This window comes from Pantoea sp. CS_6, assembly GCF_041954745.1.
Taxonomy (GTDB): Bacteria; Pseudomonadota; Gammaproteobacteria; order Enterobacterales; family Enterobacteriaceae; genus Pantoea; species Pantoea stewartii.
In genome coordinates, this window is sequence record NZ_JAVAYG010000002.1 from 229,334 (window position 1) to 255,242 (window position 25,909).

General features: G+C 54.8%; 26 protein-coding genes. 10 read left to right on the forward strand and 16 right to left on the reverse strand.

Translation table 11 applies throughout. From position 1 onward, the window contains the following. Positions 1 to 29: 29 nt before the first annotated feature. Positions 30 to 935 carry a DNA-binding transcriptional activator PunR gene (gene punR, locus RAC90_RS04060; RefSeq protein ID WP_110267577.1) on the forward strand — a complete coding sequence of 302 codons (906 nt, stop codon included), beginning with the start codon at positions 30 to 32 and terminating at the stop codon, positions 933 to 935. Here punR and purR read toward each other — a convergent pair. Then, positions 932 to 1,957, reverse strand: coding sequence for an HTH-type transcriptional repressor PurR (gene purR, locus RAC90_RS04065; protein ID WP_375123993.1), 1,026 nt, complete (start codon positions 1,955 to 1,957; stop codon positions 932 to 934). The two genes, punR and purR, sit on opposite strands and share 4 nt — an antisense overlap. Positions 1,958 to 2,239: 282 nt before the next feature. Here purR and RAC90_RS04070 point away from each other — a divergent pair, with 282 nt between their 5' ends. Further along, complete coding sequence (locus tag RAC90_RS04070; protein ID WP_100208612.1) at positions 2,240 to 2,329, forward strand: YnhF family membrane protein; 90 nt, start codon at positions 2,240 to 2,242, stop codon at positions 2,327 to 2,329. A 258-nt stretch (positions 2,330 to 2,587) separates the two neighbouring features. Here the strand turns inward: RAC90_RS04070 and RAC90_RS04075 are convergent, their stop codons facing one another. After that, positions 2,588 to 3,406 (reverse strand): C40 family peptidase, encoded by an 819-nt coding sequence (locus tag RAC90_RS04075; RefSeq protein ID WP_039340601.1) that lies wholly within the window; start codon positions 3,404 to 3,406, stop codon positions 2,588 to 2,590. A gap of 364 nt (positions 3,407 to 3,770) precedes the next feature. Between RAC90_RS04075 and RAC90_RS04080 the strand changes: the two genes are divergently transcribed. After that, positions 3,771 to 4,106, forward strand: coding sequence for a Grx4 family monothiol glutaredoxin (locus RAC90_RS04080; protein ID WP_170317969.1), 336 nt, complete (start codon positions 3,771 to 3,773; stop codon positions 4,104 to 4,106). Positions 4,107 to 4,144: 38 nt separating this feature from the next. On the opposite strand, the gene rnt is transcribed toward RAC90_RS04080, so the two are convergent. The 4 genes from rnt to RAC90_RS04100 form a co-directional block, all read right to left on the reverse strand. Further along, on the reverse strand, positions 4,145 to 4,816 hold the full coding sequence (gene rnt, locus RAC90_RS04085; RefSeq protein WP_006118986.1) for a ribonuclease T: 672 nt from the start codon (positions 4,814 to 4,816) through the stop codon (positions 4,145 to 4,147). A 122-nt stretch (positions 4,817 to 4,938) separates the two neighbouring features. Next, positions 4,939 to 5,346: a lactoylglutathione lyase gene (gene gloA / locus RAC90_RS04090; RefSeq protein WP_033741163.1), complete on the reverse strand. Its 408-nt coding sequence runs from the start codon at positions 5,344 to 5,346 to the stop codon at positions 4,939 to 4,941. A 113-nt stretch (positions 5,347 to 5,459) separates the two neighbouring features. After that, entirely contained in the window at positions 5,460 to 6,557 is a 1,098-nt protein-coding gene (locus RAC90_RS04095) for an alkene reductase (RefSeq protein ID WP_039340582.1), read from the reverse strand. 46 nt (positions 6,558 to 6,603) lie between these two features. Then, complete coding sequence (locus RAC90_RS04100) at positions 6,604 to 7,206, reverse strand: TetR/AcrR family transcriptional regulator (protein ID WP_033741167.1); 603 nt, start codon at positions 7,204 to 7,206, stop codon at positions 6,604 to 6,606. 124 nt (positions 7,207 to 7,330) lie between these two features. On the opposite strand from RAC90_RS04100, the gene RAC90_RS04105 reads away from it, so the two are divergent. The 4 genes from RAC90_RS04105 to RAC90_RS04120 all read left to right on the forward strand — a co-directional run bounded on the left by RAC90_RS04105 (position 7,331) and on the right by RAC90_RS04120 (position 9,794). Continuing rightward, complete coding sequence (locus RAC90_RS04105; protein ID WP_191091045.1) at positions 7,331 to 7,621, forward strand: DUF1289 domain-containing protein; 291 nt, start codon at positions 7,331 to 7,333, stop codon at positions 7,619 to 7,621. 65 nt (positions 7,622 to 7,686) lie between these two features. Continuing rightward, complete coding sequence (locus tag RAC90_RS04110; protein WP_033741168.1) at positions 7,687 to 8,583, forward strand: aldo/keto reductase family oxidoreductase; 897 nt, start codon at positions 7,687 to 7,689, stop codon at positions 8,581 to 8,583. Positions 8,584 to 8,665: 82 nt separating this feature from the next. After that, positions 8,666 to 9,184: a superoxide dismutase family protein gene (gene sodC, locus RAC90_RS04115; RefSeq protein WP_054633889.1), complete on the forward strand. Its 519-nt coding sequence runs from the start codon at positions 8,666 to 8,668 to the stop codon at positions 9,182 to 9,184. Positions 9,185 to 9,326: 142 nt separating this feature from the next. Further along, entirely contained in the window at positions 9,327 to 9,794 is a 468-nt protein-coding gene (locus tag RAC90_RS04120) for a hypothetical protein (protein WP_039340576.1), read from the forward strand. Here RAC90_RS04120 and RAC90_RS04125 read toward each other — a convergent pair whose 3' ends face one another. Genes RAC90_RS04125 through RAC90_RS04135 form a run of 3 tightly spaced genes read right to left on the reverse strand, consistent with a single transcriptional unit; the run spans position 9,795 to position 12,897 of the window. Then, the gene (locus RAC90_RS04125) at positions 9,795 to 11,795 is read right to left on the reverse strand and encodes an FUSC family protein (RefSeq protein WP_375123994.1); all 2,001 of its coding nucleotides are present in this window, start codon (positions 11,793 to 11,795) and stop codon (positions 9,795 to 9,797) included. Continuing rightward, the gene (locus tag RAC90_RS04130; RefSeq protein WP_203232187.1) at positions 11,792 to 12,649 is read right to left on the reverse strand and encodes an HlyD family secretion protein; all 858 of its coding nucleotides are present in this window, start codon (positions 12,647 to 12,649) and stop codon (positions 11,792 to 11,794) included. Before RAC90_RS04130 ends, RAC90_RS04125 begins: the two co-directional genes overlap by 4 nt. A gap of 5 nt (positions 12,650 to 12,654) precedes the next feature. After that, positions 12,655 to 12,897 (reverse strand): DUF1656 domain-containing protein, encoded by a 243-nt coding sequence (locus RAC90_RS04135; RefSeq protein ID WP_006118996.1) that lies wholly within the window; start codon positions 12,895 to 12,897, stop codon positions 12,655 to 12,657. Between the two features lie 143 nt (positions 12,898 to 13,040). On the opposite strand from RAC90_RS04135, the gene slyA reads away from it, so the two are divergent. Further along, a complete protein-coding gene (gene slyA / locus RAC90_RS04140; RefSeq protein ID WP_006118997.1) occupies positions 13,041 to 13,478 on the forward strand; it encodes a transcriptional regulator SlyA in 438 nt (145 codons plus the stop codon). A 46-nt stretch (positions 13,479 to 13,524) separates the two neighbouring features. Here slyA and slyB read toward each other — a convergent pair whose 3' ends face one another. Continuing rightward, positions 13,525 to 13,992, reverse strand: a complete 468-nt coding sequence (gene slyB, locus RAC90_RS04145) for an outer membrane lipoprotein SlyB (protein ID WP_006118998.1) — start codon at positions 13,990 to 13,992, stop codon at positions 13,525 to 13,527. 282 nt (positions 13,993 to 14,274) lie between these two features. On the opposite strand from slyB, the gene anmK reads away from it, so the two are divergent. Continuing rightward, positions 14,275 to 15,396, forward strand: a complete 1,122-nt coding sequence (anmK, locus tag RAC90_RS04150; protein WP_006118999.1) for an anhydro-N-acetylmuramic acid kinase — start codon at positions 14,275 to 14,277, stop codon at positions 15,394 to 15,396. Between the two features lie 49 nt (positions 15,397 to 15,445). Here the strand turns inward: anmK and RAC90_RS04155 are convergent, their stop codons facing one another. After that, entirely contained in the window at positions 15,446 to 15,679 is a 234-nt protein-coding gene (locus tag RAC90_RS04155; RefSeq protein ID WP_006119000.1) for a DUF4060 family protein, read from the reverse strand. Positions 15,680 to 15,907: 228 nt separating this feature from the next. After that, on the reverse strand, positions 15,908 to 17,119 hold the full coding sequence (locus tag RAC90_RS04160; RefSeq protein ID WP_110267815.1) for a diguanylate phosphodiesterase: 1,212 nt from the start codon (positions 17,117 to 17,119) through the stop codon (positions 15,908 to 15,910). A 701-nt stretch (positions 17,120 to 17,820) separates the two neighbouring features. On the opposite strand from RAC90_RS04160, the gene RAC90_RS04165 reads away from it, so the two are divergent. Beyond that, positions 17,821 to 18,096 (forward strand): hypothetical protein, encoded by a 276-nt coding sequence (locus tag RAC90_RS04165; RefSeq protein WP_033741176.1) that lies wholly within the window; start codon positions 17,821 to 17,823, stop codon positions 18,094 to 18,096. 167 nt (positions 18,097 to 18,263) lie between these two features. Here RAC90_RS04165 and RAC90_RS04170 read toward each other — a convergent pair whose 3' ends face one another. From RAC90_RS04170 to treZ, 4 genes are all read right to left on the reverse strand, one after another. Beyond that, positions 18,264 to 19,028 (reverse strand): SDR family NAD(P)-dependent oxidoreductase, encoded by a 765-nt coding sequence (locus RAC90_RS04170; RefSeq protein ID WP_033741178.1) that lies wholly within the window; start codon positions 19,026 to 19,028, stop codon positions 18,264 to 18,266. Between the two features lie 138 nt (positions 19,029 to 19,166). Continuing rightward, entirely contained in the window at positions 19,167 to 21,239 is a 2,073-nt protein-coding gene (glgX, locus tag RAC90_RS04175) for a glycogen debranching protein GlgX (protein WP_375123995.1), read from the reverse strand. A 59-nt stretch (positions 21,240 to 21,298) separates the two neighbouring features. Beyond that, complete coding sequence (gene treY / locus RAC90_RS04180) at positions 21,299 to 23,830, reverse strand: malto-oligosyltrehalose synthase (protein ID WP_375123996.1); 2,532 nt, start codon at positions 23,828 to 23,830, stop codon at positions 21,299 to 21,301. Next, on the reverse strand, positions 23,827 to 25,614 hold the full coding sequence (gene treZ / locus RAC90_RS04185; protein WP_375123997.1) for a malto-oligosyltrehalose trehalohydrolase: 1,788 nt from the start codon (positions 25,612 to 25,614) through the stop codon (positions 23,827 to 23,829). Before treZ ends, treY begins: the two co-directional genes overlap by 4 nt. Positions 25,615 to 25,909 lie beyond the last annotated feature (295 nt).

Genomic DNA, 25,909 nt, shown 5'->3' on the forward strand with positions numbered 1-25,909 from the left:
GTTGCTGTTAAAAATTTTGAAGGCAAATTATGTGGTCTGAATATGCGCTGGAAGTGGTGGATGCGGTCGCACGCGGTGGCAGCTTTAGCGCGGCCGCCCAGGAACTGCACCGTGTGCCTTCTGCCATCAGCTATACCGTTCGCCAGCTGGAAACCTGGCTGGCTGTGCCGCTGTTTGAACGCCAGCACCGGGAGGTGATTCTCACCCCGGCGGGCGAGCATTTTGTGCGGGAAGGGCGCAGCGTTATCAAAAAAATGGATGCCACACGACGTCAGTGTCAACAGCTCGCCAACGGCTGGCGCGGTCAGATTGGTATTGCCGTCGACTGCATCGTCAAACCGCAGCGGACCCGGCAGTTTGTCAGGGATTTTTACCGCCATTTTCCCGACATGGAGTTGCACATCAGCTATGAGGTCTTTAACGGCGTCTGGGATGCGCTGGCAGACGGGCGAGTGGATGTGGCGATAGGTGCGACACAGGCGATTCCGGTGGGGGGGCGTTTCGCCTTTCGCGATATGGGCACCCTGAACTGGCGTTGCGTGGTGGCGCGTCAGCACCCTCTGACGCAGGTTGCTACGCTGGATGATGAGGCGTTGCGCAACTGGCCTTCTCTGGTGCTGGAAGATACGTCACGCGCGTTACCGCGTCGTATGACCTGGGCGCTGGATAACCAACGCCGGCTGGTGGTCCCGGACTGGCAAACCGGTCTGGACTGCGTGCGCGCCGGCTTGTGTGTCGCGATGATACCCGGCCATTTAGCGCGGCCCTTACTGGACAGCGGCGAGATGGCAGAGCTGAACTTACCGCAGGCGTTTCCGGAAAGTCCCTGCTGCGTCAGCTGGGCGGAAGATCGCGCATCACCGGCGCTGGGGTGGTTACTCCAGTACCTGGGCGATGCGCAAACGCTAAATCAGGAGTGGTTGAGCGAGGATTAACGGCGGTAATCGCGATAAGGGCCATAGCCCACCGAGCGTCGCTCAATAAGCGTCGGGTGGACTTCAATTGTCTGCGACTCTTCCCGTTTACTGGTGATGCGATCTAACAACATCTCCAGCGCTTTCTCACCCAACTGGGCTTTAGGTTGATGCACCGTGGTCAGTGCCGGAGTGAAATAGCGCGCATTGCGCACATTGTCGTAACCAATGACGGAGATATCCTGCGGCACGCGCAGGCCCATTTCGTCGGCCGCGCAGATTGCGCCCATCGCCATGATGTCGCCCCCACAGAATACGGCGCTTGGGCGCTGCTTCTGTGACAGAATCTGCTGCATGGCCTGATAGCCAGATTCGGGTTCAAAGTCACCCTGCACAATCCATTCGGCACGTGGCTGAATACCTGCTTCTTCCAGCGCCTTGAGGAAACCGGCATGGCGACCGCCTCCCGTGTTACGCTCCATCTGGCCGGGAATGGCACCAATATCGCGATGACCACGCTCAATCAAATAACGTCCCGCCAGATAACCGCCCTGGAAAGCATTGTCCAGTACGGTATCGGTAAAGTCGGCACGGGATTCGCCCCAGTCCATCACCACCATCGGAATATTGCGGTTCGCTTCCAGCATTTGCAGCAGATCATCCGGATACTCTGAACACATCACCAGAAGCCCGTCAACGCGCTTTTGCGCCATCATTGACAGATAGGCGCGCTGTTTTTGCAGGTCATTATGTGCGTTGCCCAGAACCAGGGTATAGCCTTTATCGAAGCAGTGATTCTCAATGGCTTCGATAATTTCAGCAAAGTAGGGCGCTTCACTGGACGTGGCGAGCAGGCCCAGCGTTTTGGTGTGATTCACCTTCAGGCTACGCGCGACTGCGCTGGGAGAATAATGCAGTTCCCGAATCGCTTCCCACACCGCTTCGCAGGTATTTTCTGCGACAAAGCGCGTTTTATTGATGACGTGTGAGACGGTCGTGGTGGACACGCCCGCACGCTTCGCCACATCTTTAATTGTTGCCATGTAAATCGAACTCCCGGGCCTATCTAAATTATTGATAAGCATATTGTTAAACGTTTGCGTCAGCGGACGGTTATTTCTGCGAAAAACATCGCTTTTCTGTCCGGTATTAAGTCATCAGGGCAGGAAATAACGTCTGAAAAGGGCGCGGACGCAACCGATATTGCGCGCTGTTGCGCAACAAAGTGGGGATTCTAACAAGGCTGTGCGGATAAAACGAGATTTTTACCCACGCGTATGTGAAAATGCTTTCACCTTACAAACGTCAGGGTTAAAGGAGAGGGGATGAGTACCGATTTAAAACTGTCATTAATGACGACGGCAGCCGCACTGTTAATGATCATCGCGTTTAGCTTCACCGCTATTCTGCACTAGTCGCATTCGTTTGCAGCGACGCTATACTGGCTGACTGGCTGACTGGCTGACTGGCTGACTGGCTGACTGGCTGACTGGCTGACTGGTTGACTGGCTGACTGCGCGTCCAGCCTTGCCGGTGATACGTCCTGTCTGTCAGACCGTATCACCGGCAGGTGCGGCATTTTCGCCTGGAACATCCGGCTGCACAATCGGGGTGAGGTGGGCAATAAAAAAGCCGGGAAGTTGCCTTTCCCGGCTTTTTTGTATGAAGGACGTTTAGCGAACGGTCTTTGGCGTCATAACGCGACGCGCACCAATATAATGGCGCTGCCAGTAATCTTCGCTCAACGCACTGATTTGAATATCTTTACCGGTACGCGGTGACTGAATGAATTTACCGTTGCCCAGGTAAACCCCGACATGATCTGCGGTTCCACGCCCGTTGATGCGGAAGAAAACCAGATCGCCTTTTTCAAGGGATTCGCGGTTGACCGGTGCTGCATCCCGCAGATGGTACATTTCGTTAGCGGTACGGGGGATCTTAAACTTCACGACGTCTTTGTAGGCGTACCATACGAGGCCACTGCAATCAAAACCCGTATGGGGCGATTTGCCTCCCCACTGATAACGCTTGCCAAGTTGCCCCATCAGTTTTGCCATCGCCGTTTCACGCGCTTTCTGGTAACGCTGGCGATGCGCTTTACTCATTTTAATGGTGCCGGTTTCGGTATTGTCTGCCGTTAACGCCTTCGCAGCACGTTGATGACCATACCGTTTTTTGCTGGCGGCATTGGCGGCGACTTTTTTGCTCAGCGTCTTGTGCGAGGCAGTCGTTTTAGCGAGCGTTTTGTGCGTGGTGGTGTGAGAGGTCGTTTTGCTGGTTTTCGTGGTCTTACTGACTTTCTGAACAGCGGAGGCGCGACTTTTTTTAGATGAGGCTTTAACCGCGCGTCGTTTGCGCCGATCATCGTCGCGCGCACTTTTTTTCTCTACCTTATGCAAGCTGGCCTTAACCGTCGCATGCGGGGAGGCAGCAGCGATGTTAAAGAAGAGTTGCGCAAAAGCCAGAATAAGAAGCGTAATGATTGAACGCATAGTCCGTTTACTGGTTAAGCTGTCAGATCAAACAGGTCTCTGACAAAGTTAAGAAAAATCTGATCACCGATCAGCGCCGAAGTCATTCTAGTCCAGTTTTTTTTAAAAGAGTAAGTCCTTTTTTTATTAATTGATGGCCTGGATAAAAATCAGGCATTAATCAGGAATTTCAGTCTCTTATAACAGCAAATTCATTGCAAATTATGAATACATTCATAGTCTTTGTCACAGTTTCCTGCGAATGCCTGACCAGCCTACTTAGCAAACATGGCGATTTAACGTCGGACGAGCCAAAATCTCGTTTTCAGTCCTGGCGTGAAGTCGCTACAATAAAGAAACACGAAGTGACGAATTAAGGAAGGCAATAATGAGTACTGTAGAAAAAATTCAGCGCCAGATCGCAGAAAACCCGATCCTGCTGTACATGAAAGGTTCGCCGAAACTGCCAAGCTGCGGTTTCTCTGCGCAGGCGGTCCAGGCGTTGTCAGCCTGTGGTGAGCGCTTTGCTTACGTGGATATTCTGCAGAACCCGGATATTCGCGCAGAGCTGCCAAAATACGCCAACTGGCCCACGTTCCCGCAGTTATGGGTTGATGGCGAACTGGTCGGCGGCTGCGACATTATTGTTGAAATGTTCCAGCGCGGCGAGTTGCAGCCGTTAATCAAAGAAACCGCTGAGAAGTTTAAAGAAGCGGAATAACTGAAAAAGGCCGACCTCGTCGGCCTTTTTTATGCGCGTTACTCGGTTGTTTCTCCACCCGTCGCCGACGCTTCCGTTACAGCTAACGGCCAGCCTCCCAGCCGTTTCCAGCGGTTAACCAGCTCACAAAATAAGGTCGCCGTTTGCTGTGTATCATAGAGCGCGGAGTGCGCCTGACTGCTGTCGAACGCCATTCCTGCGGCTTTGCAGGCTTTCGCCAGCACGGTCTGGCCCAGCACCAGTCCGCTCAGCGCGGCCGTGTCGAAGGTCGCAAAGGGATGAAAGGGATTGCGTTTCAGGCCCGCACGTTCCGCCGCCGCATTCATAAAGTTCAGATCAAACGTGGCGTTGTGAGCGACCATGATGGCGCGGTTGCATCCGGTCTCTTTGATGCCTTTTCGCACCATTTTAAAAATGGCATGCAGGGCCTCATATTCGCTGACTGCGCCGCGCAAAGGATTCGTGGGATCGATGCCCGTAAACGCCAGCGCTTCAGGGTGCAGGAGCGAACCGACAAAGGGTTCCACATGAAAATGCAGCGTCTCGTCGTGATGAAGCCAACCCTCATCATCCATTTTCAGGGTGATGGCAGCGACTTCCAGCAGCGCATCGGTTTGCGCATTAAAGCCCGCCGTTTCAACATCGATCACGACAGGATAAAAACCACGAAAGCGTTGATTGAGTGCGTTGGGGGAAGACGATTCAGACATCAGGATCTCATTGCAGAAAAAGGGCAGCGCGTAGTATGCCAAAAAAGCGCACTCTCTGCAGCAGATGTGGGCGAGGGAAGTAAGAATCAGCCTGCAGGAGGCAGGCTGATGGGCGGTAACGGTTAGTTACCGAGGCCGTGACCGGCATGTTTGTTTTCGATCAGCTCGATCTTATAACCGTCAGGATCTTCAACGAAGGCGATGATGGTGGAGCCGCCTTTCACCGGGCCCGCTTCACGGGTCACGTTGCCGCCGTCATTACGGATACGTTCACAGGTCGCCGCGACATCATCAACGCCCAGCGCAATGTGGCCATAAGCATTCCCCAGGTCGTAGCTGTCTACGCCCCAGTTATAGGTCAGTTCAATCACCGCGCCTTCGCTCTCTTCGGTGTAGCCGACGAACGCAAGCGTATATTTATATTCAGCATTTTCGCTTTGACGCAGCAGACGCATGCCCAGCACACGGGTGTAAAAATCGATTGAGCGTTGTAAATCGCCAACGCGCAGCATGGTATGAAGTAAACGCATAGTTTCCTCTTTAAAAAAACGTCATCCCCGGATGACATAAATACGCAGTATAGCGACGATCATCGCCAAACAATAACCGCAGCCGTAACACCTTCTCACGGCTGCCTACTGTTTTACAGCGCAGGATAATCAGTATAGCCCTCTGCGCCACCGCCGTAGAACGATTCGGGACGTTGTGGGTTAAGCGGAGCATCTTTTTGTAAACGCTGCGCCAGATCCGGGTTGGCGATGTAGTCACGACCAAACGCAACGGCATCGATCAGGCCACGGCTGATCAGGTCATCGGCTTTTTCGACGGTGTAGGCGCCGGCACCAATGATGACGCCCGGGAAGGTATCCCGCACTTTCTGGCGGAAAGCGTCGCTGTAAGGCGTGCCGCCTGCCCAGTCCGGTTCGGACATGTGCAGATAAGCGATGTTGCGTTTCGCCAGCTCAGCGATAAACCACAGCGCATCTTCTTCTTCGTTCGGACCGTTATCCAGGTTCTGGAAACTGCCAACAGGTGACACGCGAATACCTACGCGGTCTGCGGACCAGTTAGCAATGGCGGCATCGACGACCTCCAGTGCAAAACGGCCACGGTTTTCCACGCTGCCGCCGTAGGCATCGGTACGATGGTTAGACGACGGCGACAGGAACTGATGCATCAGATAACCATGAGCAGAGTGCAGTTCCAGCAGGTCGAAATCAGCTTCACGCGCATTGGCGGCTGCCTGACCAAAATCCGCCACAATCTGCTGGATTTCACTGACGCTCAGCTCGCGCGGCATCGAGGTATCTTCGCGATACACGCTGCCGTCTTCAGCACGCAATGAGGTGCGGGTGCCTGCCGGAATGGCGGACGGTGCAACCGGTGCCTTACCTTCAGGCTGAACGCTGTTATGTGAAATGCGGCCGGTGTGCCAAAGCTGGACTGCGCTGTGGCCGCCTGCCTGATGAATGCCTTCATTGATGACTTTCCACGCGGCAATTTGTTCCTGCGTGTGCAGGCCTGGCGCGCCCGCATAACCTTTCGCCTGGAAGGAGACCTGAGTCGCTTCAGTGATAATTAACCCCGCACCCGCACGTTGGCGATAGTATTCGGCCATCAACGGCGTCGGGATATCGCCCGGTTCGATGCTACGTAAACGTGTCAGTGGGGCCATAAAGACACGATGAGGAACGGTAATTGCGCCCACTTTTAACGGACGAAACAACTGGGTACTCGCCATAACAACTCCTTTCAAGTAGACCGGTCGTCTACAAATGGTGGTTTTTTTAAACCAGTGGTTTTGTTAGCCACTGTTCGATGGTAATTAAGGCCAGCCGCATGGGCTGTGCATTACGGGATAGCTTGCTCTGTAAACTCGCACCCAGCCAGAGAACATACAGCAGTTCAGCCAGTTGCTCCGGAGGCGAGGGCAGAGATAAATCCTCTTCGTGCTGTGCCTGCGTCAGCGCCTTAACATAGGCGGCGATAACGTGGCTGGCTCCCTGCTGCAAGGCTATGCGCATAGGCTCTGACAGGTCGCAGACTTCGGCTGATAATTTTACGCTCAGGCAGCCCACAATATTGCCCTGCCGTTCAAACAGATCGAGCGCATGGCGAAAATGGGCCAGTAATCGCTCACCCGCCGATCCCGCAGGCTGGAAGAGCTGCTGCTCAAGGTTCTGCAGGTAACGGACAAAGTACCGCTCAAGCAACGCCACGCCAAAGGCTTCTTTAGAGGGAAAATAGTAATAAAACGATCCCTTAGGGATCTGCGCCTGATTCAGTAGCTGGCTCAGGCCCATACCGGTAAAGCCCCGTTGCAGGCAAAGCGATTCGCCTGTCGTCAGCAGGTGTTCCCGGGTTTCATTACGTTGCGGCATCTTATTCATGGGGTTCATCCTGGTAGACCAATCGGTCTAATGCAAACTTTTATCGCGCGCCAGGCACGCAGTGTTAAATTGAAGGCGATTTAGAGTGAATAAATTGTTCAAATTATGATTATTTCTTGCACAAATGCCGGACTCTGGCTTCAATAGACGTATCACCGTTTCAGTAGAGGCCGTTGTGGCAGAGCAGCTTGAGTTTTTTCCGGTACCCAGTCCCTGCCGGCGTATTTGCGAAACCGATTCACGTGGCTACTGCAAAGGCTGCCTGCGTAGCCGTGAGGAACGTTTTAACTGGCTGCAATACAGCGACAGTCAAAAGCGTGAGGTGCTCCGCCTCTGTCACCAGCGCCGTTTGCGCCTGTTACGTCAGCAGCACAAAGAAGAACCGCAGGAACCGCAGCAACCCACCTTATTCTGACCGCATGGTGATTTCCGTTATACTCCCTGACACACATTCAGCCTCAAGGCCACAGGGAGAACACCATGCTACAACCGCAAGCCATCGCGCCACAGGGCCCCGACTTTTCACCGCTGATTATGGGCTATTGGCGTTTGATGGAATGGGGCATGACACCACAGCAGCTGGTGGGGTTTATTGAGCACCATCTTTCACTGGGCATTTCGACAGTCGATCATGCCGACATTTATGGTGATTACCGCTGTGAGGCCGCATTTGGTGAGGCGCTCAGACAGGCCCCGGGATTACGTGATCGGCTGCAGATCGTCACCAAGTGCGGTATCGCGACCCGCGCAAAACCTGAACACCAGATTGGCCATTACATTACGGAAAAAGCGCATATTGTGGCCAGTGCCGAACGCTCGCTGGGACATTTCAATACCGATCGCCTTGATCTGCTGTTGATTCATCGCCCCGACCCGCTCATGGCGGCCGATGAGGTTGCCGAAGCCTTTCTGCACCTGCATCAGGCAGGCAAAGTGTTGCATTTTGGCGTGTCCAATTTTACCCCCTCGCAGTTTGCCCTGCTGCAGTCTCGTTTGCCGTTTAGCCTCGTGACCAACCAGCTTGAGATCTCACCCGTTCAGCAACATGTTCTGCTTGATGGATCGCTGGATCACTGCCAGCAGCAGCGTTTGCGCCCAATGGCCTGGTCGTGCCTGGGGGGCGGACGTCTGTTCAGCGATCCGCATTTTCAGCCGCTGCGCGACGAGCTGGAAGCCATTCGTCAGGAGATCGGGGCATCAAGCCTTGAGCAGGTCGTCTATGCCTGGGTGATGCGTCTGCCGAGTAAACCCTTGCCCATCATCGGGTCAGGCAAAACCCATCGCATTACAGAAGCGGCAGGGGCGGCCGGGCTGACGCTCAGTCGGCAGCAGTGGTTCCGCATCCGCAAAGCCGCACTGGGCTATGACGTGCCCTGAGCGTAAACATTCGTCAATTTGCGGCAATCTTTGCGCTACGGGGCCAGGCTTAAGCTGAACCCCAGAGCAAAAAGGAGCCACAATGAAAGTGAACGCAATTGCGATAGCGACGCTGTTAGCCTGCGGTGCCGCGCAGGCGGCCAGCGAACAGGTGACAATTCATGCCGTTTCGGCGCAGGGAATCGGCAATGCCATCGGCACGGTAAATATTGAAGAGACGCAATACGGTTTGCAACTGACGCCCATGCTGGAAGGACTGAAGCCGGGCATTCACGGTTTTCATGTCCATGCGAAAGGCAGCTGTGAACCCGGCGAATCGGAAGGAAAAAGGGTGGCCGCGGGGGCGGCAGGGGGGCATCTTGATCCGGCGAACACCGGCAAGCACCTGGGGCCCTATGCTGAGGGCCATTTAGGCGACCTGCCTGCGCTCTATGTCGATGCGCAGGGTAAAGCCACCTATCCGGTGCTGGCACCGCGCATTAAAACGCTGAGCGAGGTGAAAGGCAAAGCGTTGATGGTGCATGTGGGCGGGGATAACCATGCGGATCACCCACAACCTTTGGGCGGTGGCGGGGCACGGTTTGCCTGCGGTGTTATCTGACGCTGTGTGTCGCTGATGGCGGCAGATTTTGCCGCCATCACGGCTTTTCGCTTGTTGACAATTTGTTGTAGCATCATCGTCTTATTCCCCCCTATGATACTGATTCCCGTTACAAAGCCTGACAAACTGAGGAGCAGTGCAAATGAAATGGAAGGGCGCCTGGCTACTGTGTCTGTTGCTGGCAGGATGCGATAAACCCAATGATACGCAACTGATCACAGAAACAGGACGTGAACTGCAGCGCACCATTGATACCAGTTCAGCACGCCTTCGCTGCGAAGAGATTGCGAAGGGCCGTGAACGGCTCAGTCGGGATGTGCGGCAAAAGCTTGAAGCGCAGCATTGCCAGAATGTTCTGCGCAGCGCCACGGAAACCAATTTCACGGATACCACCATTTACCGGCATAACACGACAATGATTTGTGGTGGCATCCTCGGCAAAAGTTTTACGGGGTCGATGATTTACCGGCGTTTTATCTATTCACCCGACGAAAAAGCCCTGGTGATTGAGCCTGTTTCCGAAGCCGATAAAACCCGGTTCGAAGGGCAAAAAACCGTTCAGCAACTTCAGGATGATTTTAACCGGCAGCACCAGCAGTATTGCCAGTAATCAGTCGGGAATCGCCTGTTTCAGCTGCGCCAGTGAACAGCGCAACCGCCACAGCAGGCCGGCCAGGGTGCTGGCGTCGGCACTGTTGACACTAAGCGCCTCTTCTGTGAGGCCCTGAAGCGCGTCCAGCGCGGTGTCCAGGTGGCGATGCTGCACACCGTGTAAGCTCATAATATTCTGCAGATTGTGCAATGCTTCGCTCCGGTACTGGTTCAGTAGCGGTGTGTCTGTTTGCCAGTCACGCAGTTGCCAGACGAGATGGGAACAGTTAAGCAGAACGACGCCCCAACGCAGTAGCCAGACGCGCGCCGTTTCATCTTTACTGTTACTGAGTTGACCAATTTTATGATAAATCAGCGATTCAAAACGGTTCTGATCCCGATGGGGATGCTGACGAAGCTGATCCAGAAACGCCAGCCTCAACGCCTGGATATGACGACGGCTGCGGCGTGAATCGGAGCTGGGCCGCAGGATCTGGAAAGCCAGCCAGGCCAGCAGCACACCGCAGACTTTCGCTATGTTATCGTTCACGAACCCCTGATAATCCCAGTCGGGCGGATTGGTGACGGCCAGAAACGACCCCAGAAAAACAATAAACTGGCCCCACATCGCCGCCCGCTGTTTTTGCTGTACCCGGAACAGTTGTAGCGTCAGCAGCAGCGGAAACAGGATGGCCAGCAGTTGCCACAGCTGATTAAACTGCACCATCACACCAAATTTAAACAGCACGCTAAAAGCAAACAGCCAGAGCAACGTTTTCAGTAACAGCGTAATGCTGCCTGTGGGCGAAGGGGCCGACGCGTAAAGGACACAGGCAATCGCCGTAAACGTCAGGGCCGAGGCACCCGAGGTCCATTGTGTCGCGATCCAGAATGCGCAGCCTGCCACGATGATGCTGAATGTTCGTAGCGCACTCCAGCCGGCTTCGGCGCTGTCACTTTCGCTGGCCAGCGCAGACACTGCGGGCGGCTGAAAGCGGGTATCGGCATCAGCCTGTTCCAGCTGCCTTATCCAGCGCAACACATTGAGGTACATCCAGCAGAAGTAGCGCAGCCGCTGACAAAACGCCCGTTGCCGGTAATCACCATCGCTGGCAGGGGTGATGCTGCGTAACAAGGCTGCCAGCCGGTACTTATCACAGTCCGGTTTTGCCAGCTCCTGCGTAATGCGTGTTAAAGCCTGATACAGCGCTTCCGGCGCGTCTGGCCAGTTCAGCAGCATGCGCCGCAGGCTGGACAGGACGCTGGTCAGACGAAGCTGCTGATGCAGGATATAGTTCAGGACGTTATTTTGGCGACGAAAGCGGTAATGGCTCCAGAATGCCTGGATACGCAATAAATTCATGGTCAGGATCTGGCCAATCACCGCTTCGTGAGCGTGACGGATCTCGTCGTTCCGGGTGTCCTGCAAGAGCAGCGTGGCGTGATCCAGCAGACGCGTGTGCATCTGCTTCAGGGCGGAGATCAGGGCTTCACCGTCTGACGTACTGGGCAGGATCATCATCATTAAACCCGCACAGAGCAGCCCGGAAATCACCTCACAGACGCGCGCCTGGGCAATGTCCCACAGGCCACTGATATCGGTCAGATTGACACAGCTGAAGGCAATGATCGCCGCAGTGTACCCGGCCAGCGAAAACCCATAGGCGACATTATTTTGATAGTGGTTGGCCACCCAGGTACACAGCGCCAGCCAGCCTGCGATAAAAAAGGCGAACAGCCAGGGTTCATTAAGCGTATGGCCCGCAATCAGCAAGGCGGCCGTTGCCCCCAGCAGGCTTCCAACAATACGTCCCAGACTCTTACTGATCACACCGCCGATTGTCGGGAAGCTTACCACCGCAGCGGAGGTCATGGCCCAGTAGGGTTCGTTAAGATCCAGTCCATAGGCAATGCTCAGGGCCAGGCACATGGCAGCCGCGTTACGCAGAGCATAACGCCACTGATTGCTGTCCGCTTTCAGCCAGGGCAGGTTTTGCCAGGCCAGTCCGTTGAGGTTCATGGTTGTATCGTAATCGTGCAGGTCGTACCGGCGATTAACAGAGCGTTATCCGGGAGAGCAGCGAGACGAATGCGTACAGGTACACGTTGAGCAAGGCGCACCCAGGGCACGTTCGGCTTGATATCGGGCAGCAGCCCACTGTCGGCGTCCAGACTCTGATCGTAAATCGCGCGCCCTATGCTCTCAACCTGACCGGATAACTGCCGGCCCGTACTGTAGAGCGTCACCTGAGCGGCCGCACCCGGACGAATATGGCGCAATTTGGTCTCTTCAAAGTAGCCCACGACATAAAAAGCGTGACTGTCCACCAGCGCAAAAAGCGGAGTGCCAGCCGTGGCGAAATTGCCGGGACGTAGTGTCAGATTGCTGACCCAACCGTCCGTGGGGGCGTTCACGGTGGTTTGCTGTAAATTCCATGCGGCCTGTTCACGCGCGGCCTGCGCGGCCTTGACATTGGCCTGCGCCGCCGCTGCATTCAGTCGGGCGACATCCAGATCTTCGCCCGAGATGGTATTGCGCGGCAGTTTACTGCGCCGGTTGAATTCATTTTGGGCTTTCGCCATATCGGCCTGCGCCTGGCTCAGCTGTGCGTCGGCTTTATGCAGAGCGATTTGCCAGGGCACAGGATCCAGCGTCAGTAACCGATCCCCTTTATGTACAAACTGATTATCGACCACGTTCAGTGCCGTGATCCGTCCCGAAATTTGCGGGGTGATCGTGACCAGCTCGGCACGTACTTTTCCGTCGCGCGTCCACGGTGACTGCATGTAGTAGTTCCAGGCCCACCAGGCGCTGAGAAGCGCCAGCGTGAAAACAATCAACGTAGAAAAGTACTTTAATCCTGAAAGGTTCATCTTTTTCATCCGTGCGCCATTAACCAGAGTGCGCCTGTTACACACAACACAAACAGCGAGAGATCGAACAAGGTGGGATGCCAGACCTCACCCGACGCAAGCCAGCCGCGCAGAAGCGGGTGGATAAATAACCAGAGAACAAAACCGGCCAGCACCGCTTTAAACAGGGGAGGGAAATAGAGTGAGGCGCCGAAAATCAATTCGGAAAGCGGGCTGATGCTGAAAAATCCTTGGCGAATGATATCCATTGCAGTGCAGTATCCTGGAACCTGTGCGTGAAACAATTTCAGCCGAAACTGTTCACTTGGTTATTTGTAATTTAAACTTCGGGCTTGCAAAATGCTATACAATGCAGCTTGATAGCTGCGTACATACATTATAAGGAGATAGCATGGATACCCCTCTCGGCACGGATCTGTCCAGGCTGGTGCGAATCTGGCGAGCACTGATTGATCAACGTTTGAAGCCGTTAGAGCTGACTCAAACGCACTGGGTAACACTGCACAATATCCATCAACTGCCGCCTGAGCAGTCGCAAATCCAGTTAGCGAAAGCCATTGGTATCGAGCAGCCTTCTCTGGTCAGAACCCTGGATCAACTTGAGGAGAAAGGGCTGATTACCCGGACCACTTGCGCCCACGATCGTCGGGCCAAACGCATTAAGCTGACACAACAGGCAGAGCCAGTCATTCAGCAGGTTGAACACGTGATTGATATTACCCGGGATGACATTCTCTCCGGTATCAGCCGCGACGAAATCAACCAAATGGTGACGCTGATTGCGCGTCTTGAAAAGAATATTCTCGAACTGCAAAACAAAGAGAAATAAGACCGACGCGCAGTGCGACCGGCACCGGCGTCGGTTGGTCACTGCGTTAACGCGGAGAAACGGTAACCTGACTACCGTCGGTGGCCAACGCAACACGTTGTCCGACTGAGTAACGGCTGGCTGCCTGTTTCTGCACCACCATAATGGTGTTGCCGTCATCCTTACGGATTTCCAGCTCAACGCCGTCAGTTTTGTTCATTGCGCCTTGTACGCCCTGACCTGCAACGCCACCCAGCACCGCGCCTCCCGCTGTTGCCAGGCTACGTCCTGCACCACCGCCGATGGTATTACCCAGGAATCCACCCAGTACGGCGCCGCCAATGGCCCCAATGATGTTGCTGTCGTCTCCACCCTGGATTTTAACCGGGCGAACTGAGACTAAGGTACCGTAAGAAACACTTTGTACCTGCTTGGCCTCACTGGCACTGTAGGTATCGCCCGATAACGTATCGGTATTGCTACAGCCCGCCAGCATCGCACCAGTCAAAGCGACCACAATTAAACGCTTAATCATTTGAAACTCCTTTATTCAAGAATGCGCCATCTCTATCGCGAAATCCTGTAAACAGTATAAGACAGAAAACTGGCGAATTAACCTTCTGCGGAATAAAACATGGCTGTCGACAGCATAGACCGCAAATTTTTAACAATGATTCAATCAATCATAAAAATACCCGGGACGTTAACCACCAGACAGTTTATTGATTTAAAACAAAGTAATCGTGGATTCAGGGCCGATATTTTGTCAGGCTACAGGCAGCGTATTCACTTTTTCATCCCGATGAAAGGAACGGCTATGAAATCAGGACGCTACATTGGCGTGATGTCGGGTACCAGCCTTGATGGGGTCGATGTCGTGCTGGCCGCCATCGACGAAAATATGGTGGCGCAGCAGGCGAGCTACTGCCATCCCATGCCGCCCGACCTGCGCCAGAGCATTCTGGCGATTTGTCAGGGCCAGGCAGTGACGTTGTCGCAACTGGGGCAACTGGACACGCGACTGGGCCAGCTATTCGCTGACGCAGTACTGACGCTTATGCAGCGCGAGGCGCTGGAGATGAGCGATGTGGTGGCGATTGGCTGTCACGGTCAAACGGTATGGCATGAGCCGCACAGCGCGGCACCCAATACCTTACAAATTGGCGATAACAACCAGATAGTGGCGGCAACAGGCGTGACGGTGGTCGGGGATTTCCGTCGGCGCGATATGGCGCTGGGTGGGCAAGGCGCGCCGCTGGTGCCTGCCTTTCATCAGGCCCTGTTAATGGATGCCACGGAACGGCGCATGGTGCTGAATATCGGCGGTATTGCCAATCTCTCCCTGCTGATTCCGGGGCAGCCCGTGCGCGGCTTTGATACCGGGCCGGGCAATATGCTGCTGGACGCATGGATATGGCGTAATCAGGGGAAAGCCTATGATAAGGACGCGAACTGGGCGCGAAGCGGTAAGGTCAGTCCTGCGTTACTGGAAGCGCTACTGCGTGAACCCTGGCTGGCGCGGGTGCCGCCCAAAAGTACCGGACGTGAACTGTTTAATCTGGGCTGGCTTGAACAGCATTTGCGCCACTTTCCCGGCATCGCTGCTCAGGATGTGCAGGCCACGCTAAACGAATTTACCGCCGTGACCATTGCGCAACAGGTACAACTCAACGATGGCTGCGATCGGTTGCTGGTATGCGGAGGCGGCAGCCGAAATCCGTTGCTGATGGCCCGCCTGGCGGCGCATCTGGCCGGAACAGAAGTCACGACAACCGATACCGTCGGGATTAATGGTGACGACATGGAAGCGCTGGCATTTGCCTGGCTGGCTTACCGCACACTGTCTGGTTTGCCGGGCAATTTACCTGCGGTGACCGGGGCGCGGGAGAAAAGCATCATCGGGGCGATTTATCCGGCGAATCCGCGCTTTTACCGCTGAGAGAAAGGGGACAGGTTTGTCCCCTGAGCAGAAGGCGCGTAAAACAGCATCAGGCCACGCCGGGCAGGTGCGTCAGTTTACGCACGCCGGTAATGACGGTGGCGACGATCGTTTCACGTCGTGTAATGACTTCAACCTGGTAGTATTTGCTGCGATAGGCAATCGAATAGATAACCGGATGGTATTTGTTTCCCTCACCATAGCGGGACATATGGGCTTCAAGCGCGCGCGAGGCGGCTACGATATGGACGGGTTCTTTATCACCGCGGATGATTTGCTTCATTCAGTTCCTCAAATGCTGTACCTGTGGGGCGCGCCTTAAAACGGCGCGTGACTTCGGCCTTTAACACTGAACATCTGACTGCTTAACATCTTTGATAATTTAAAAACAGCGTGCACGTCGACTATTGCAATGCGATGACACAATCTGAAACGCGCTTCTAATATTTAGCAGCGCGTTTTCAGTCCGGCAAGGAAGAACGAAAAATTCACTTTCCTGCGGATAACCGTCTTATTTTAACTCAGGCCAGGTAACAGAGGAGACGCCGTTGACTTTCGGCCAGGAGAAAAGAAACCCCTGGAATTGTGAAACGCCGGCCGCTTCCAGCCACATCCATTCTTCGGGCTGTTCAATGCCCTCTGCAATCACGGTAATTTCCAGTGACGAACAACAGGCTAAAATAGCGTGCACAATAGCCTGCTTCGGGCCGCTTTTATGCACATTGCTGATAATGCTGCGATCAATTTTTATTTTGTCGGGCTGAATCTGCGTCAGTAAGGATAGCCCGGCATAGCCCGCGCCAAAATCATCCAGTGCCACGCTGATGCCCGCTGCTTTGAGCTGTTTCAGCGCCGCTGCAAAGTCGTCAGGACGGGAAATGATTTCATTTTCGGTAAACTCGACCACGATCTGCTCAGGAACCAAATCGTGGGCGTAGATTTCAGTAAGCAGAAACGTTACGGCATCCGGCACCAGCACCAGCGACATGGGCAACAGGTTGACTGACAGCATAATGCCTTCTATCCCCAGCGCCTTCGCCTGTGCAAAAGCGATGCGTTTGGACTGCAGATCGTCGCGGTAGATGTTCTCCGGCGGGAGGCGTGAAAAGTAATCCTGTTGTGTTTCGCCCTGCGAGCCCCGAAGCAGGGCTTCCAGCGAGACGATTTTACGTGCAAGGGGATCGATAATCGCCTGAAAAGCAAAATTGACGCCTTCGTGATTAATCAGCGCGTCGTCACCTTCGCGCACTTCCTCATCATCACTGATAAAATCCCAGCTTTCCGCTGAGGGAATTTCAAAATAATTCTCTTTTTCCCGTGCTTCGACAAAGGTGCGCAAAAATTTAAGCGCTCTGTCTTCATAGGTCAGCTGATATTTGGTTGTGCCTTTTTCAAGCACGGCATTAAGCACAGTGGTTTTATCGTATTCACGCAGATCAAACAGCTCCATGCCCACGTTACCGAAACGGCGGGAAGGCGCATAATCCCGCATTAATTCCACAATATTATGATGGCTGGTATCACGGCAGATACGTTCGTAAACCGCCAGTACATCATTCTCTGGACCTTCAAGAACCTGAAAAAAATGGGTGCCATTAAATAATAAGATGCCGGTAACGCTTGATGACTCATTAATTTTATTGGCTTTAGCGACCAGGCCTTCCAGCATTTTCAGTGGAACATGATCAGCGATGTGACTGCGATAGATAATTGTCAACAACATAACGTCTTCCAGATTCTTGTTCTTTTTACCGCACACATTGCCAAAACCCAGACCGGGCGGCCCCGAGCCTGCGTGAATGCCGTTGCAAAATGTGTTTGAGCCAGGCGTTTCCAGCATGGCGCAAGGAGGGTGCTTACCTGTGAGGTTCCGTTGTCACAGACGGGTTAATAGCGTTCAGATCACGCTGTCGGGCATCAACCGATTTGCTCTGGTTTTTTCTTTACCAGCGTGGTATCGCATCGTTTCCATTATATCAGCACTTCGACGTCCGGCGAGGAAATCCTGGTGTCTTTTTTGCAGTTTATGAACGGTTAATAAAGCAGTTTCTCTGCCTCAGCAGTCAGGTTACGCGGGGTAATCAAATTTTCTCTTTTATTGTCTCCTGCACGGGATTTAAAAAGGGTAGTGCCTTGATTTGGTATGATTTTCTCAGCGGGAGGCCAGACGATAAGGCCGAACGTAATGATTAAGACGGCGAACCGAACTTTTCGTATAAACCGTTTTGTAAAACAGGATGCTGATGCAACATTAACGGAAGGGCGAAGATGGGTTGCGAATAAATCTCAAAACCACCGTTTTATAATTGCCTGCGTAGTTTTAGGCATAATTCTCAGCTAGTGTTAATGACGCTACATTATTAAATAAAATCATACTTTGCTTTTTCTCACCTGATTGATACAGCAACCACCGGGGGCAGTACCATGCTTAAATCAAGCTACTATTATGTGTGTCCATACAACAGAAGCGGATGGATCATTCATAAAGAAGGCTGTGTTCATCTTTATAACAGCCGTGGCCGGGAATTTATTGGTTCACTGTATAGCCGTCAGCAGGCGCTGACAGTGGCAAAAATCCATCATCCCGAAGCGATTCTGTGTACGGTCTGCCTGAGCCATTATGTCTGTCCCACAGCCGGCAACCGTCTCACTTCCCGTGGCCGTCCGCTGCCGACACGACATACGCCAAAATCATCCTGAATAAGGCTGAGTGATAAAGCAGGGGACTATGATGTCAGAAGGCGGAGGGCGCCGGTCAGCCCGACGTGCCAGAAGTTGAAATGGCGGTTGCTGAGCCCGTGAAATAACGGGCAGCGGCGCTGTCGTGCAGTCAATAAAAAGCAGCTGCGAACAGCTGCTTAAGTCGGTTAAGCCTGTTTAGGCTGACCGTTTGAGGCGGTCAGGCCGCCATCGACAGGCAGATTCGCCCCGGTAATGTAGCGGGCGTCGTCGCTGGCAATAAACGCAATCGCATCAGCGATATCTTCCGGCTCCCCGGCGCGACGTAGCGGAATTCGGTCGTAGAAGCGTTCAAGCAGTGCCTGATCGTTCTTAACGCCTTCGGTCAGGTCGGTAAACGTAAAGCCAGGACAAATGGCGTTGACCCGCACGCCATCGGTGCCGTAGTCCATCGCCAGTGAGCGGGTAAAATTGGTGATTGCGCCTTTCGCCGCGTTATACACACTCATGCCCCAGTCGCCGCCCAGGCCTGATACTGACGAAATGTTCACGACGTTGCCCCGGGTTTTCAGCAGGGCAGGCATAAAATAGTGCACGCAGTGGAAGACGCCGTCGAGATCAACGCTCATCAGCTTTTTCCAGTCAGCGAGTTCAATCTCGTGAATGCGGCCCTGCACGATGATCCCGGCGTTATTCACCAGCACATCAACGCGGCCATATTTTTCTTCAACGCGGCTTGCCAGGGCCTGAACCTGGTCGGCTTCAGCGACATCACAATCGGCAACCATATGGTCCTGACCCGACAGTTGTGCCGCGACCTTTTCCAGTTTATCCCGGGTACGTCCCACCAGCACAACAGACGCGCCTTCCTCCGCAAAGCGTTTTGCACTCGCTGCGCCAATTCCTGATCCGGCGCCTGTCACTACAACGATTTTTCCTGTAAATCTGGACATGTTGCCTCCTTAATGGCGTTGCTTTTCTGTTGATACGCGTTTAAGCCTGGCAGCCACCAGGCTCAGGTCAAGCGCAGCGCGTCCGGATGCGCAGAGTTTAACCTGAGCAATCGCGGTACGCGTTGCGCTAACGCCGGCCTACGGCCTTCTGAACAGCGCCATACTGCGGCCTTCCAGTTCGAAGTCCTTTTCCTTGGTAATCACCAGACCGCGTTTATCCACATCGCTGGTGGTCAGTTCCAGCACCCAGCCGCCGTCACCGAACTGCGGAATACGGAAGGGCACATTACCCTCGAAAGGATTAATTAACATCAGCGCGTCATACCAGATTCCTTCCTGATTCTGCAGGTCGGGCCGACCGATATAAACGCCAAGGGTTGAGCCCTCATCCCACTGTTCAGCCTGTTGCAGACCGCCGCCCGCATTGAACCATTTAATTTCCATGCCATCGCGCCAGCTTTCGCGCCGCAATAACGGCTGGGTTTTACGTAAGGCGATAATGTGACGGGTAAATTCGCGTAACGCTTCGGCGGAAGGGGGCAGATTGTCCCAGTGAACCCAGGAAATTTCACTGTCCTGACAATAGCCGTTATTATTGCCCATCTGGCTACGGCCAAACTCATCGCCTGCCAGCAGCATGGGCGTACCGTGCGAGAAAAACAGGGTGGCCAGGAAGTTACGCTTCTGACGCTCACGGACGGCATTGATGCCTTCGTCATCCGTCGGCCCCTCAACGCCATAATTGTACGAACGGTTATCGTTATGCCCGTCGTTATTGTCTTCACCATTGTCGGCATTATGTTTCTCGTTGTACGACACCAGGTCGTTCAGCGTGAAGCCATCATGCGCCGTGATAAAATTGACGCTGGCCCAGGGGCGGCGACCGCGCTGGTCATACAGATCGCCGGAGCCAAGCAACCGCGCCGCAAAGTCGGTAGAGACATTATTGCCTTTCCAGTAATCACGCACCGTATCGCGATACTGATCGTTCCATTCCGCCCAGCCCGGCGGGAAACCACCGACCTGATAACCACCCGGACCAATGTCCCACGGTTCCCCGATCAGTTTTAATCGGGAAAGCAGCGGATCCTGAGTAATGGCGTCGAAGAAGCCGCCGCGTGGATCGAAGCCTTCCGGTTCACGTCCCAAAATTGTACCCAGATCGAAGCGGAAGCCGTCGATATGCATGGATTCTGCCCAGTAGCGCAAGGAGTCCGTGACCATCTGCAACACACGTGGATGCGAGGTGTTGACCGTGTTACCGGTTCCGGTGTCGTTAATGTAGTAACGATGCTGGTCCGGTAATGTACGGTAGTAGGAGAAGTTATCGATGCCTTTAAACGACAGGGTTGGACCGAGCTCATTGCCCTCGGCCGTGTGGTTATAAACCACGTCCAGAATCACTTCGATACCGGCATCATGGAAGGCGCGCACCATATCGCGGAATCCCTGAATCCCACGCGGGCCGAAATAACGTGTGGCCGGGGCAAAAAAGTTCAGTGAGTTATAGCCCCAGAAGTTTTTCAGCCCTTTATCCAGCAGGTGTTGATCGTCGGGAAACCAGTGCACCGGCAGCAACTCTACTGACGTAATGCCCAGACTTTTGATATAGCCCACCGTCGACTGATGGCTCATGCCATCGTAGGTGCCGCGCATCTCCGGAGGTAACGCCATGTTCAGTTGGGTGAAGCCTTTCACATGGGTTTCATAAACGATGGTTTCTGACCAGGGAATCTGCGGCCGGTTCTGATCCTGCCAGTCAAATTCGTTCGGATCGATGACGCGACATTTCGGCGTAAAAGGCGCACTGTCGCGATCGTCAAACGTCAAATCTTTATCGTCGTGATACAAATCATATGCGAAGTGCGCCTCATTCCAGGCAATATCCCCGGCCAGTTCGCGCGCATACGGATCGACGAGTAATTTGTTAGGGTTGAATCGGTGACCGTTTTCCGGGTCGTAAGGGCCATACACCCGGTAGCCATAAAGCGCACCTGGCTGTAAACCCGGCACGTAACCGTGCCAGATCTCATGCGTAAACTCTGGCAGCTCCAGACGGGCGATCTCCTGCTTGCCGCTGGGATCATAAAGACACAGCTCTACGCGTTCTGCATGCGCAGAAAACAGCGCAAAGTTGACGCCTTGCCCATCATAATTTGCCCCAAGCTGATGGGCCGATCCCGACGTAATTTCAAAACGATGATTTGACATCTGTCCCTCTCAATTAACGAACCCAGTAACGGCGTTTTAGTCCTTGTACCAGCCTGTTTCTAGCAAGCTAACAGTGCCAGTGCCCAAAAGTTATTTAATCTGTCCAGCGCAATATGGTCGGTCAGGGTGATTTCCTCGCCGCTCAGCAGATCGCGGTAGCGTCGATGCGCCAGCGCCTCAGGCAGCGGGATCGCGGTGTCATCCCAGCGTCCGGCAGGCGGGGACGTCAGCGTCTGTAGCGTGTTAAAAATCAATCGCGGCGTAATCACGATAATCGCCTCGTCACCCTGCGTGCGGGCAAACGCCAGCAGCGCGTCCTCATGGGCGCCCTGTGCCGTCAGCGGCAGGTACGCGCCCCGGGCAAACAGCGCGGGGTGCGACTGCCGGGCGTTCAGCAAGGCCTGCGTGGCATACTGGTTCACGTGACCACTGAGCCAGCCCTCAGGCGTATCGGGCAGCGCGGTGATGCCAGCATGCAGCATCTTGTCCAGCGCCGCGTAATCGGGCTCACGCCGGTTGTCCGGATCGACCAGGCTGAAGTCCAGCGCTTCACTTCCCTGATAAATATCCGGCACGCCGGGTGCGGTAAGTTTGATGATTCGCTGGCTCAGACTGTTTATCAGCCCGGCCTGAATAAACGGCTGTAATGCGGCGACAAAATCCTGCAGAAAAGCCTGATTATCAGGGGAGAGCAGATGATGAGCGTAATCCAGTACCGCCTGTTCGTAATCCGTATTGTTTTCCGTCCAGTCGGTACGCAGCTTGGCTTCACGCAGGGCTTTTTCAACGTAGCCGGCAAAGCGCTCGGCCAGGGCGGCCAGTCCGGCACGATCATCCGGTTGCAACGTCGGCGGCCAGACGCCCGCCAGTGCCTGAAAGAGTAGCCATTCCACGGTGGCTTCGGGTGCCGGACCCTCCGCAAGCGAGCGGACCGCCGGGCGATTCAGCTCACGCCAGCGCGCGACGCAGGCTGCCCAATGCTGCGGTGCTTCTGTCAGGGTATAGAGACGGGCACGGGCATCTTCGCCACGCTTGGTATCATGGGTTGAACTGGCGGAAAGAGCATCGGGCTGGCGCGCAAGGCGGTCCTGCATTTCCTCATGAAACTGCGCCGGTGAAAACTGCGCCTGCAGCGGTTCTGCGCCCACTTCATTCAACGCCAGCGCCATGTTTTGACGATAAAACAGCGTGTCTTCGATGGATTTCGCCATCAGCGGGCCGGTCAGTTGCTGGAAACGTGTACGGAAGCTGTCTGCCTGCCCGGTCACCGCATGCGCCACATCACCCTGCATAATGCGCAGCAGGAAATCCAGCGCGTGGCTGTCCGGTGCATGGGCTGATGCCTTGACGTCTGCGGCGACCGCCTGCAACCGTTGCTGGTCATCGGCGGTCAGGCCCTGCGTATTGCCATAGGTACGATAAACCGGAAACGCCACCAGCAGCTCACGCAGCGCGTTGCGCAGATCGTCCGGGCGCACGGCGACGTTTTCATCTTCGGCAATAGCCGTGGCCAGCTGCAGCAGACGTGAAAACTCGCCGGCAAAGTTACGGTCTGCCATCAGGCATTTCGCTTTACGCAGTTCCTCTTCCATCTGCACGTCAGCGCCGCTGACGTCTTCCCAGGCCTGACGCAGTGACCCAAGCGTTTTATTATCCACCAGCACATGAGACAACGCGCTGATAAATTCATAGCCCGTGGTGCCCGAGATGGGCCAGTCGGCCGGAAGGTGTTCTCCGGCGCCCAGGATTTTCTCAACGGTGAGATAACAATCTGGCCCGGCGGCCTGGCGGAGTTGCTCCAGATAGCCTTTGGGATCGGCCAGCCCGTCAACGTGGTCAACGCGCAGTCCGTCAACCGCACCGCTGTGTACGAGGCTCAGAATAAGCCGGTGCGCATCTTCGAACACCGCCGGATCTTCCACCCGCACGCCCACTAAACCGGTGACCTCGAAAAAGCGACGATAGGAGAGGTCGTGTGCAGCATCGCGCCATGACATCAGCCGCCAGGGCTGCTGCTCATGCAGTGCCGCCAGGTCGCCTTTGCCGCTGAGCTGGAGCACCGCCGCTTCATGACCCTCCCAGCTTGCCGGGGTCAGCGGATAATAGCTTTCGAAATAGGCCAGCGCGGGCTTACCTGTATCGGGATCGCGCTTCACGCTGATCTCGCCATTTTCCAGCACGGTATCGATATCGTCGCCCAGGAACGGCAGCGTTAAGCGCCGTGACCAGTCAATATCAAAGTAACGTGCATAGCGGCTGTCCTGACCATGCTCAAGGACGTCGCGCCACCAGCCATTTTCCAGCGAGGCCGCCATGTGGTTGGGTACGATATCAATAATCAACCCCAGTCCGGCGGCTTTCAGGGCGCTGACCAGACGATCAAAGCCCGCACGACCGCCAATGGATGGATCGATCGCGTTGACGTCGGTGACATCGTAGCCGTGGGTGGATCCCTTTGTAGCGGTAAAAATGGGCGAGGCATAAAGATGGCTGATGCCCAGGTCTTTCAGATAGGGCACCAGCGCCGCAGCACGATCAAACGTCATGCCGTTACGAAACTGAATACGGTAGGTAGCGGTTGGAATACTCATTTGCTGTCTCCCGCAGCCAGACGAACCACGATGGAATGTTGGGGCAACCGATCGGCCGCTTGTGGCCAGGCAAAGAGGGTTTCACCGGGCATTTCAGGCAGCGGCTGGGCCTGCTCACCTATGTTCAGCGCCATGGACAGTGTCCCCGCAGGGAAGGTCCAGCTCACGGCAACAAAGCCCTCGGCGGTCGCCAGCACCTGACCGCTGTGACCGCCTGCGGTGGCCAGCAGCGGGACAATGGACTGCTGTCGGATTGCCAGCAGTGACCGGGTCAGCGTCAGCCAGCGTTGGCCTTCCTCACTTTCCAGCTTGCGCCAGTCCAGCTTTGAACGCACAAACGTCGCTTCGTCGTTTGGATCGGGCACGCTTTCGCCCTCATGACCGGCATGGCCTTCAAACTCTTTTGCCCGGCCTTCACGCACGGCTTTAGCCAGATCGCCATGAAAATCGGTAAAGAACAGGAAAGGGTGGGTTTCGCCATACTCTTCCCCCATAAACAGCAGCGGGATATGCGGTGATAACAGTAATGTCGCCAGTAGCACCTGTGTGCGTTCAGCGCCGGCCAGCGAAATCAGCCTTTCGCCCTGCGCACGGTTGCCCACCTGGTCGTGGTTCTGAATAAAATCAACAAAGGCCACAGGCGGCTGTCCCGTGCTGTCTACACCGCGTTTCTCACCGGACTGAACGGACACCTCACCCTGATAGACAAAGCCCTCGGCCAGCGCGCGCGCCACGCGTTTTTCAGGCTGATCGGCAAAGTCTTTGTAGTAAGCGTGCGTTTCACCGGTGGCGAAGACATGCACGGCATTATGGAAGTCGTCATTCCACTCCGCCGTAAACAGCGGCACGCCGCCGTTTTCCCTCCTGGGGTGCAGGAAAATGACGTTACGGCAATCTTCGGTGGTGAGGTGAATCTGGCGGTCAGGAATGTCCGCCCGGATCCGCTCAGCAATCTCCGTCAGCACGTGTTTGTCAGCGATATCCTCAATCTGATCGATGGCATCAAAACGCAGGCCGTCCAGACAATACTCCTGCAGCCAGAAAAGGGGCGCTTCCGCGATATAGCGGCGAACGGCGTCAACATCATAGGCAATACCCGCGCCCCATGGCGTCATGCGATCTTTGTGAAAGAAGTCGGGTGACAGCAGCGGCAGATAATTTCCGTCCGGACCAAAGTGGTTAAGCACGATGTCGAGTACAACTGCAATGCCATAGCCATGCGCGGCATCAATAAACGCTTTGAAATCGTCGGGCGTACCGTAGGCGGCATGCGGTGCGTAAAGCAGCACGCCATCGTAGCCCCAGCCGCGCTGGCCGCCAAACTGCGAGACCGGCAACACCTCAATCATGGTGATGCCGGTCTCAGCCAGATAAGGCAGTTTTTTAATTGCGGCCTGGAAAGTACCTTCTTCCGTGAACGTGCCGATATGCATTTCATAGACCACGCTTTCCTGCCACGGACGACCACGCCAGTCGGTGTTCTGCCAGCGATAGTGTGTCGGATCGATAACCAGCGACGGTCCACTGACATCATCCTGCTGCGCGCGTGAGGCGGGATCGGGGATAACGGTGCCATCGTTCAGCACAAAGTTATACGCTGCGCCCGCCTGAATGCCGCTGGCATGATATTCAAACCAGCCGTCTTCGGCGGGTGTCATGGCACTATCCTGACCGCCCAGTCGCAGCGTGACCTGCTGCTGGCCGGTCGCCCAAACGCGGAAACGCACGCTCCCGTCGGCCAGAAACTCCGCCCCCCAACTCTTACAAAATGCTGTCGATCCCATTCCGTTGCCTCTTTAATCAGAAAGTACGCAATAAGCACCCTCACGCTATCGGTCAGCCGAGGGTACGGGTTGAAAATGTTGTTAACGAGATCAGGCACCCAGGAGAGGGGAACGCCTTCATCACCTCTGCCTGCGTTACTATTCAGAAAGTGTTATGTGTCATACCGCTTCAGACGCCAGGCAGCGTCTGATTCACACCATGCTTAATCCCTAATCATAGACTACGTTGCCGCATTTACTGCGCGTGCCCGCCTTTGTACACGATTTATTCCTCAGCGAGGCTGATACGCACCGC

Bases quoted from the DNA above. Each gene is read 5' to 3' on its own strand.
- RAC90_RS04075 (WP_039340601.1), bottom strand. From the start codon at position 3,406: ATGCGTTCAATCATTACGCTTCTTATTCTGGCTTTTGCGCAACTCTTC.
- RAC90_RS04135 (WP_006118996.1), bottom strand. From the start codon at position 12,897: ATGGATATCATTCGCCAAGGATTTTTCAGCATCAGCCCGCTTTCCGAA.
- RAC90_RS04100 (WP_033741167.1), bottom strand. From the start codon at position 7,206: ATGAATAAGATGCCGCAACGTAATGAAACCCGGGAACACCTGCTGACG.
- glgX (WP_375123995.1), bottom strand. From the start codon at position 21,239: ATGTCAAATCATCGTTTTGAAATTACGTCGGGATCGGCCCATCAGCTT.
- RAC90_RS04110 (WP_033741168.1), top strand. From the start codon at position 7,687: ATGCTACAACCGCAAGCCATCGCGCCACAGGGCCCCGACTTTTCACCG.
- treY (WP_375123996.1), bottom strand. From the start codon at position 23,830: ATGAGTATTCCAACCGCTACCTACCGTATTCAGTTTCGTAACGGCATG.
- RAC90_RS04165 (WP_033741176.1), top strand. From the start codon at position 17,821: ATGCTTAAATCAAGCTACTATTATGTGTGTCCATACAACAGAAGCGGA.
- RAC90_RS04095 (WP_039340582.1), bottom strand. From the start codon at position 6,557: ATGGCGAGTACCCAGTTGTTTCGTCCGTTAAAAGTGGGCGCAATTACC.
- RAC90_RS04070 (WP_100208612.1), top strand. From the start codon at position 2,240: ATGAGTACCGATTTAAAACTGTCATTAATGACGACGGCAGCCGCACTG.
- rnt (WP_006118986.1), bottom strand. From the start codon at position 4,816: ATGTCTGAATCGTCTTCCCCCAACGCACTCAATCAACGCTTTCGTGGT.
- slyB (WP_006118998.1), bottom strand. From the start codon at position 13,992: ATGATTAAGCGTTTAATTGTGGTCGCTTTGACTGGTGCGATGCTGGCG.
- sodC (WP_054633889.1), top strand. From the start codon at position 8,666: ATGAAAGTGAACGCAATTGCGATAGCGACGCTGTTAGCCTGCGGTGCC.
- RAC90_RS04105 (WP_191091045.1), top strand. From the start codon at position 7,331: ATGCCGGACTCTGGCTTCAATAGACGTATCACCGTTTCAGTAGAGGCC.
- RAC90_RS04120 (WP_039340576.1), top strand. From the start codon at position 9,327: ATGAAATGGAAGGGCGCCTGGCTACTGTGTCTGTTGCTGGCAGGATGC.
- RAC90_RS04160 (WP_110267815.1), bottom strand. From the start codon at position 17,119: ATGTTGTTGACAATTATCTATCGCAGTCACATCGCTGATCATGTTCCA.
- RAC90_RS04155 (WP_006119000.1), bottom strand. From the start codon at position 15,679: ATGAAGCAAATCATCCGCGGTGATAAAGAACCCGTCCATATCGTAGCC.
- RAC90_RS04130 (WP_203232187.1), bottom strand. From the start codon at position 12,649: ATGAACCTTTCAGGATTAAAGTACTTTTCTACGTTGATTGTTTTCACG.
- purR (WP_375123993.1), bottom strand. From the start codon at position 1,957: ATGGCAACAATTAAAGATGTGGCGAAGCGTGCGGGCGTGTCCACCACG.
- punR (WP_110267577.1), top strand. From the start codon at position 30: ATGTGGTCTGAATATGCGCTGGAAGTGGTGGATGCGGTCGCACGCGGT.
- treZ (WP_375123997.1), bottom strand. From the start codon at position 25,614: ATGGGATCGACAGCATTTTGTAAGAGTTGGGGGGCGGAGTTTCTGGCC.
- RAC90_RS04170 (WP_033741178.1), bottom strand. From the start codon at position 19,028: ATGTCCAGATTTACAGGAAAAATCGTTGTAGTGACAGGCGCCGGATCA.
- anmK (WP_006118999.1), top strand. From the start codon at position 14,275: ATGAAATCAGGACGCTACATTGGCGTGATGTCGGGTACCAGCCTTGAT.
- gloA (WP_033741163.1), bottom strand. From the start codon at position 5,346: ATGCGTTTACTTCATACCATGCTGCGCGTTGGCGATTTACAACGCTCA.
- slyA (WP_006118997.1), top strand. From the start codon at position 13,041: ATGGATACCCCTCTCGGCACGGATCTGTCCAGGCTGGTGCGAATCTGG.
- RAC90_RS04125 (WP_375123994.1), bottom strand. From the start codon at position 11,795: ATGAACCTCAACGGACTGGCCTGGCAAAACCTGCCCTGGCTGAAAGCG.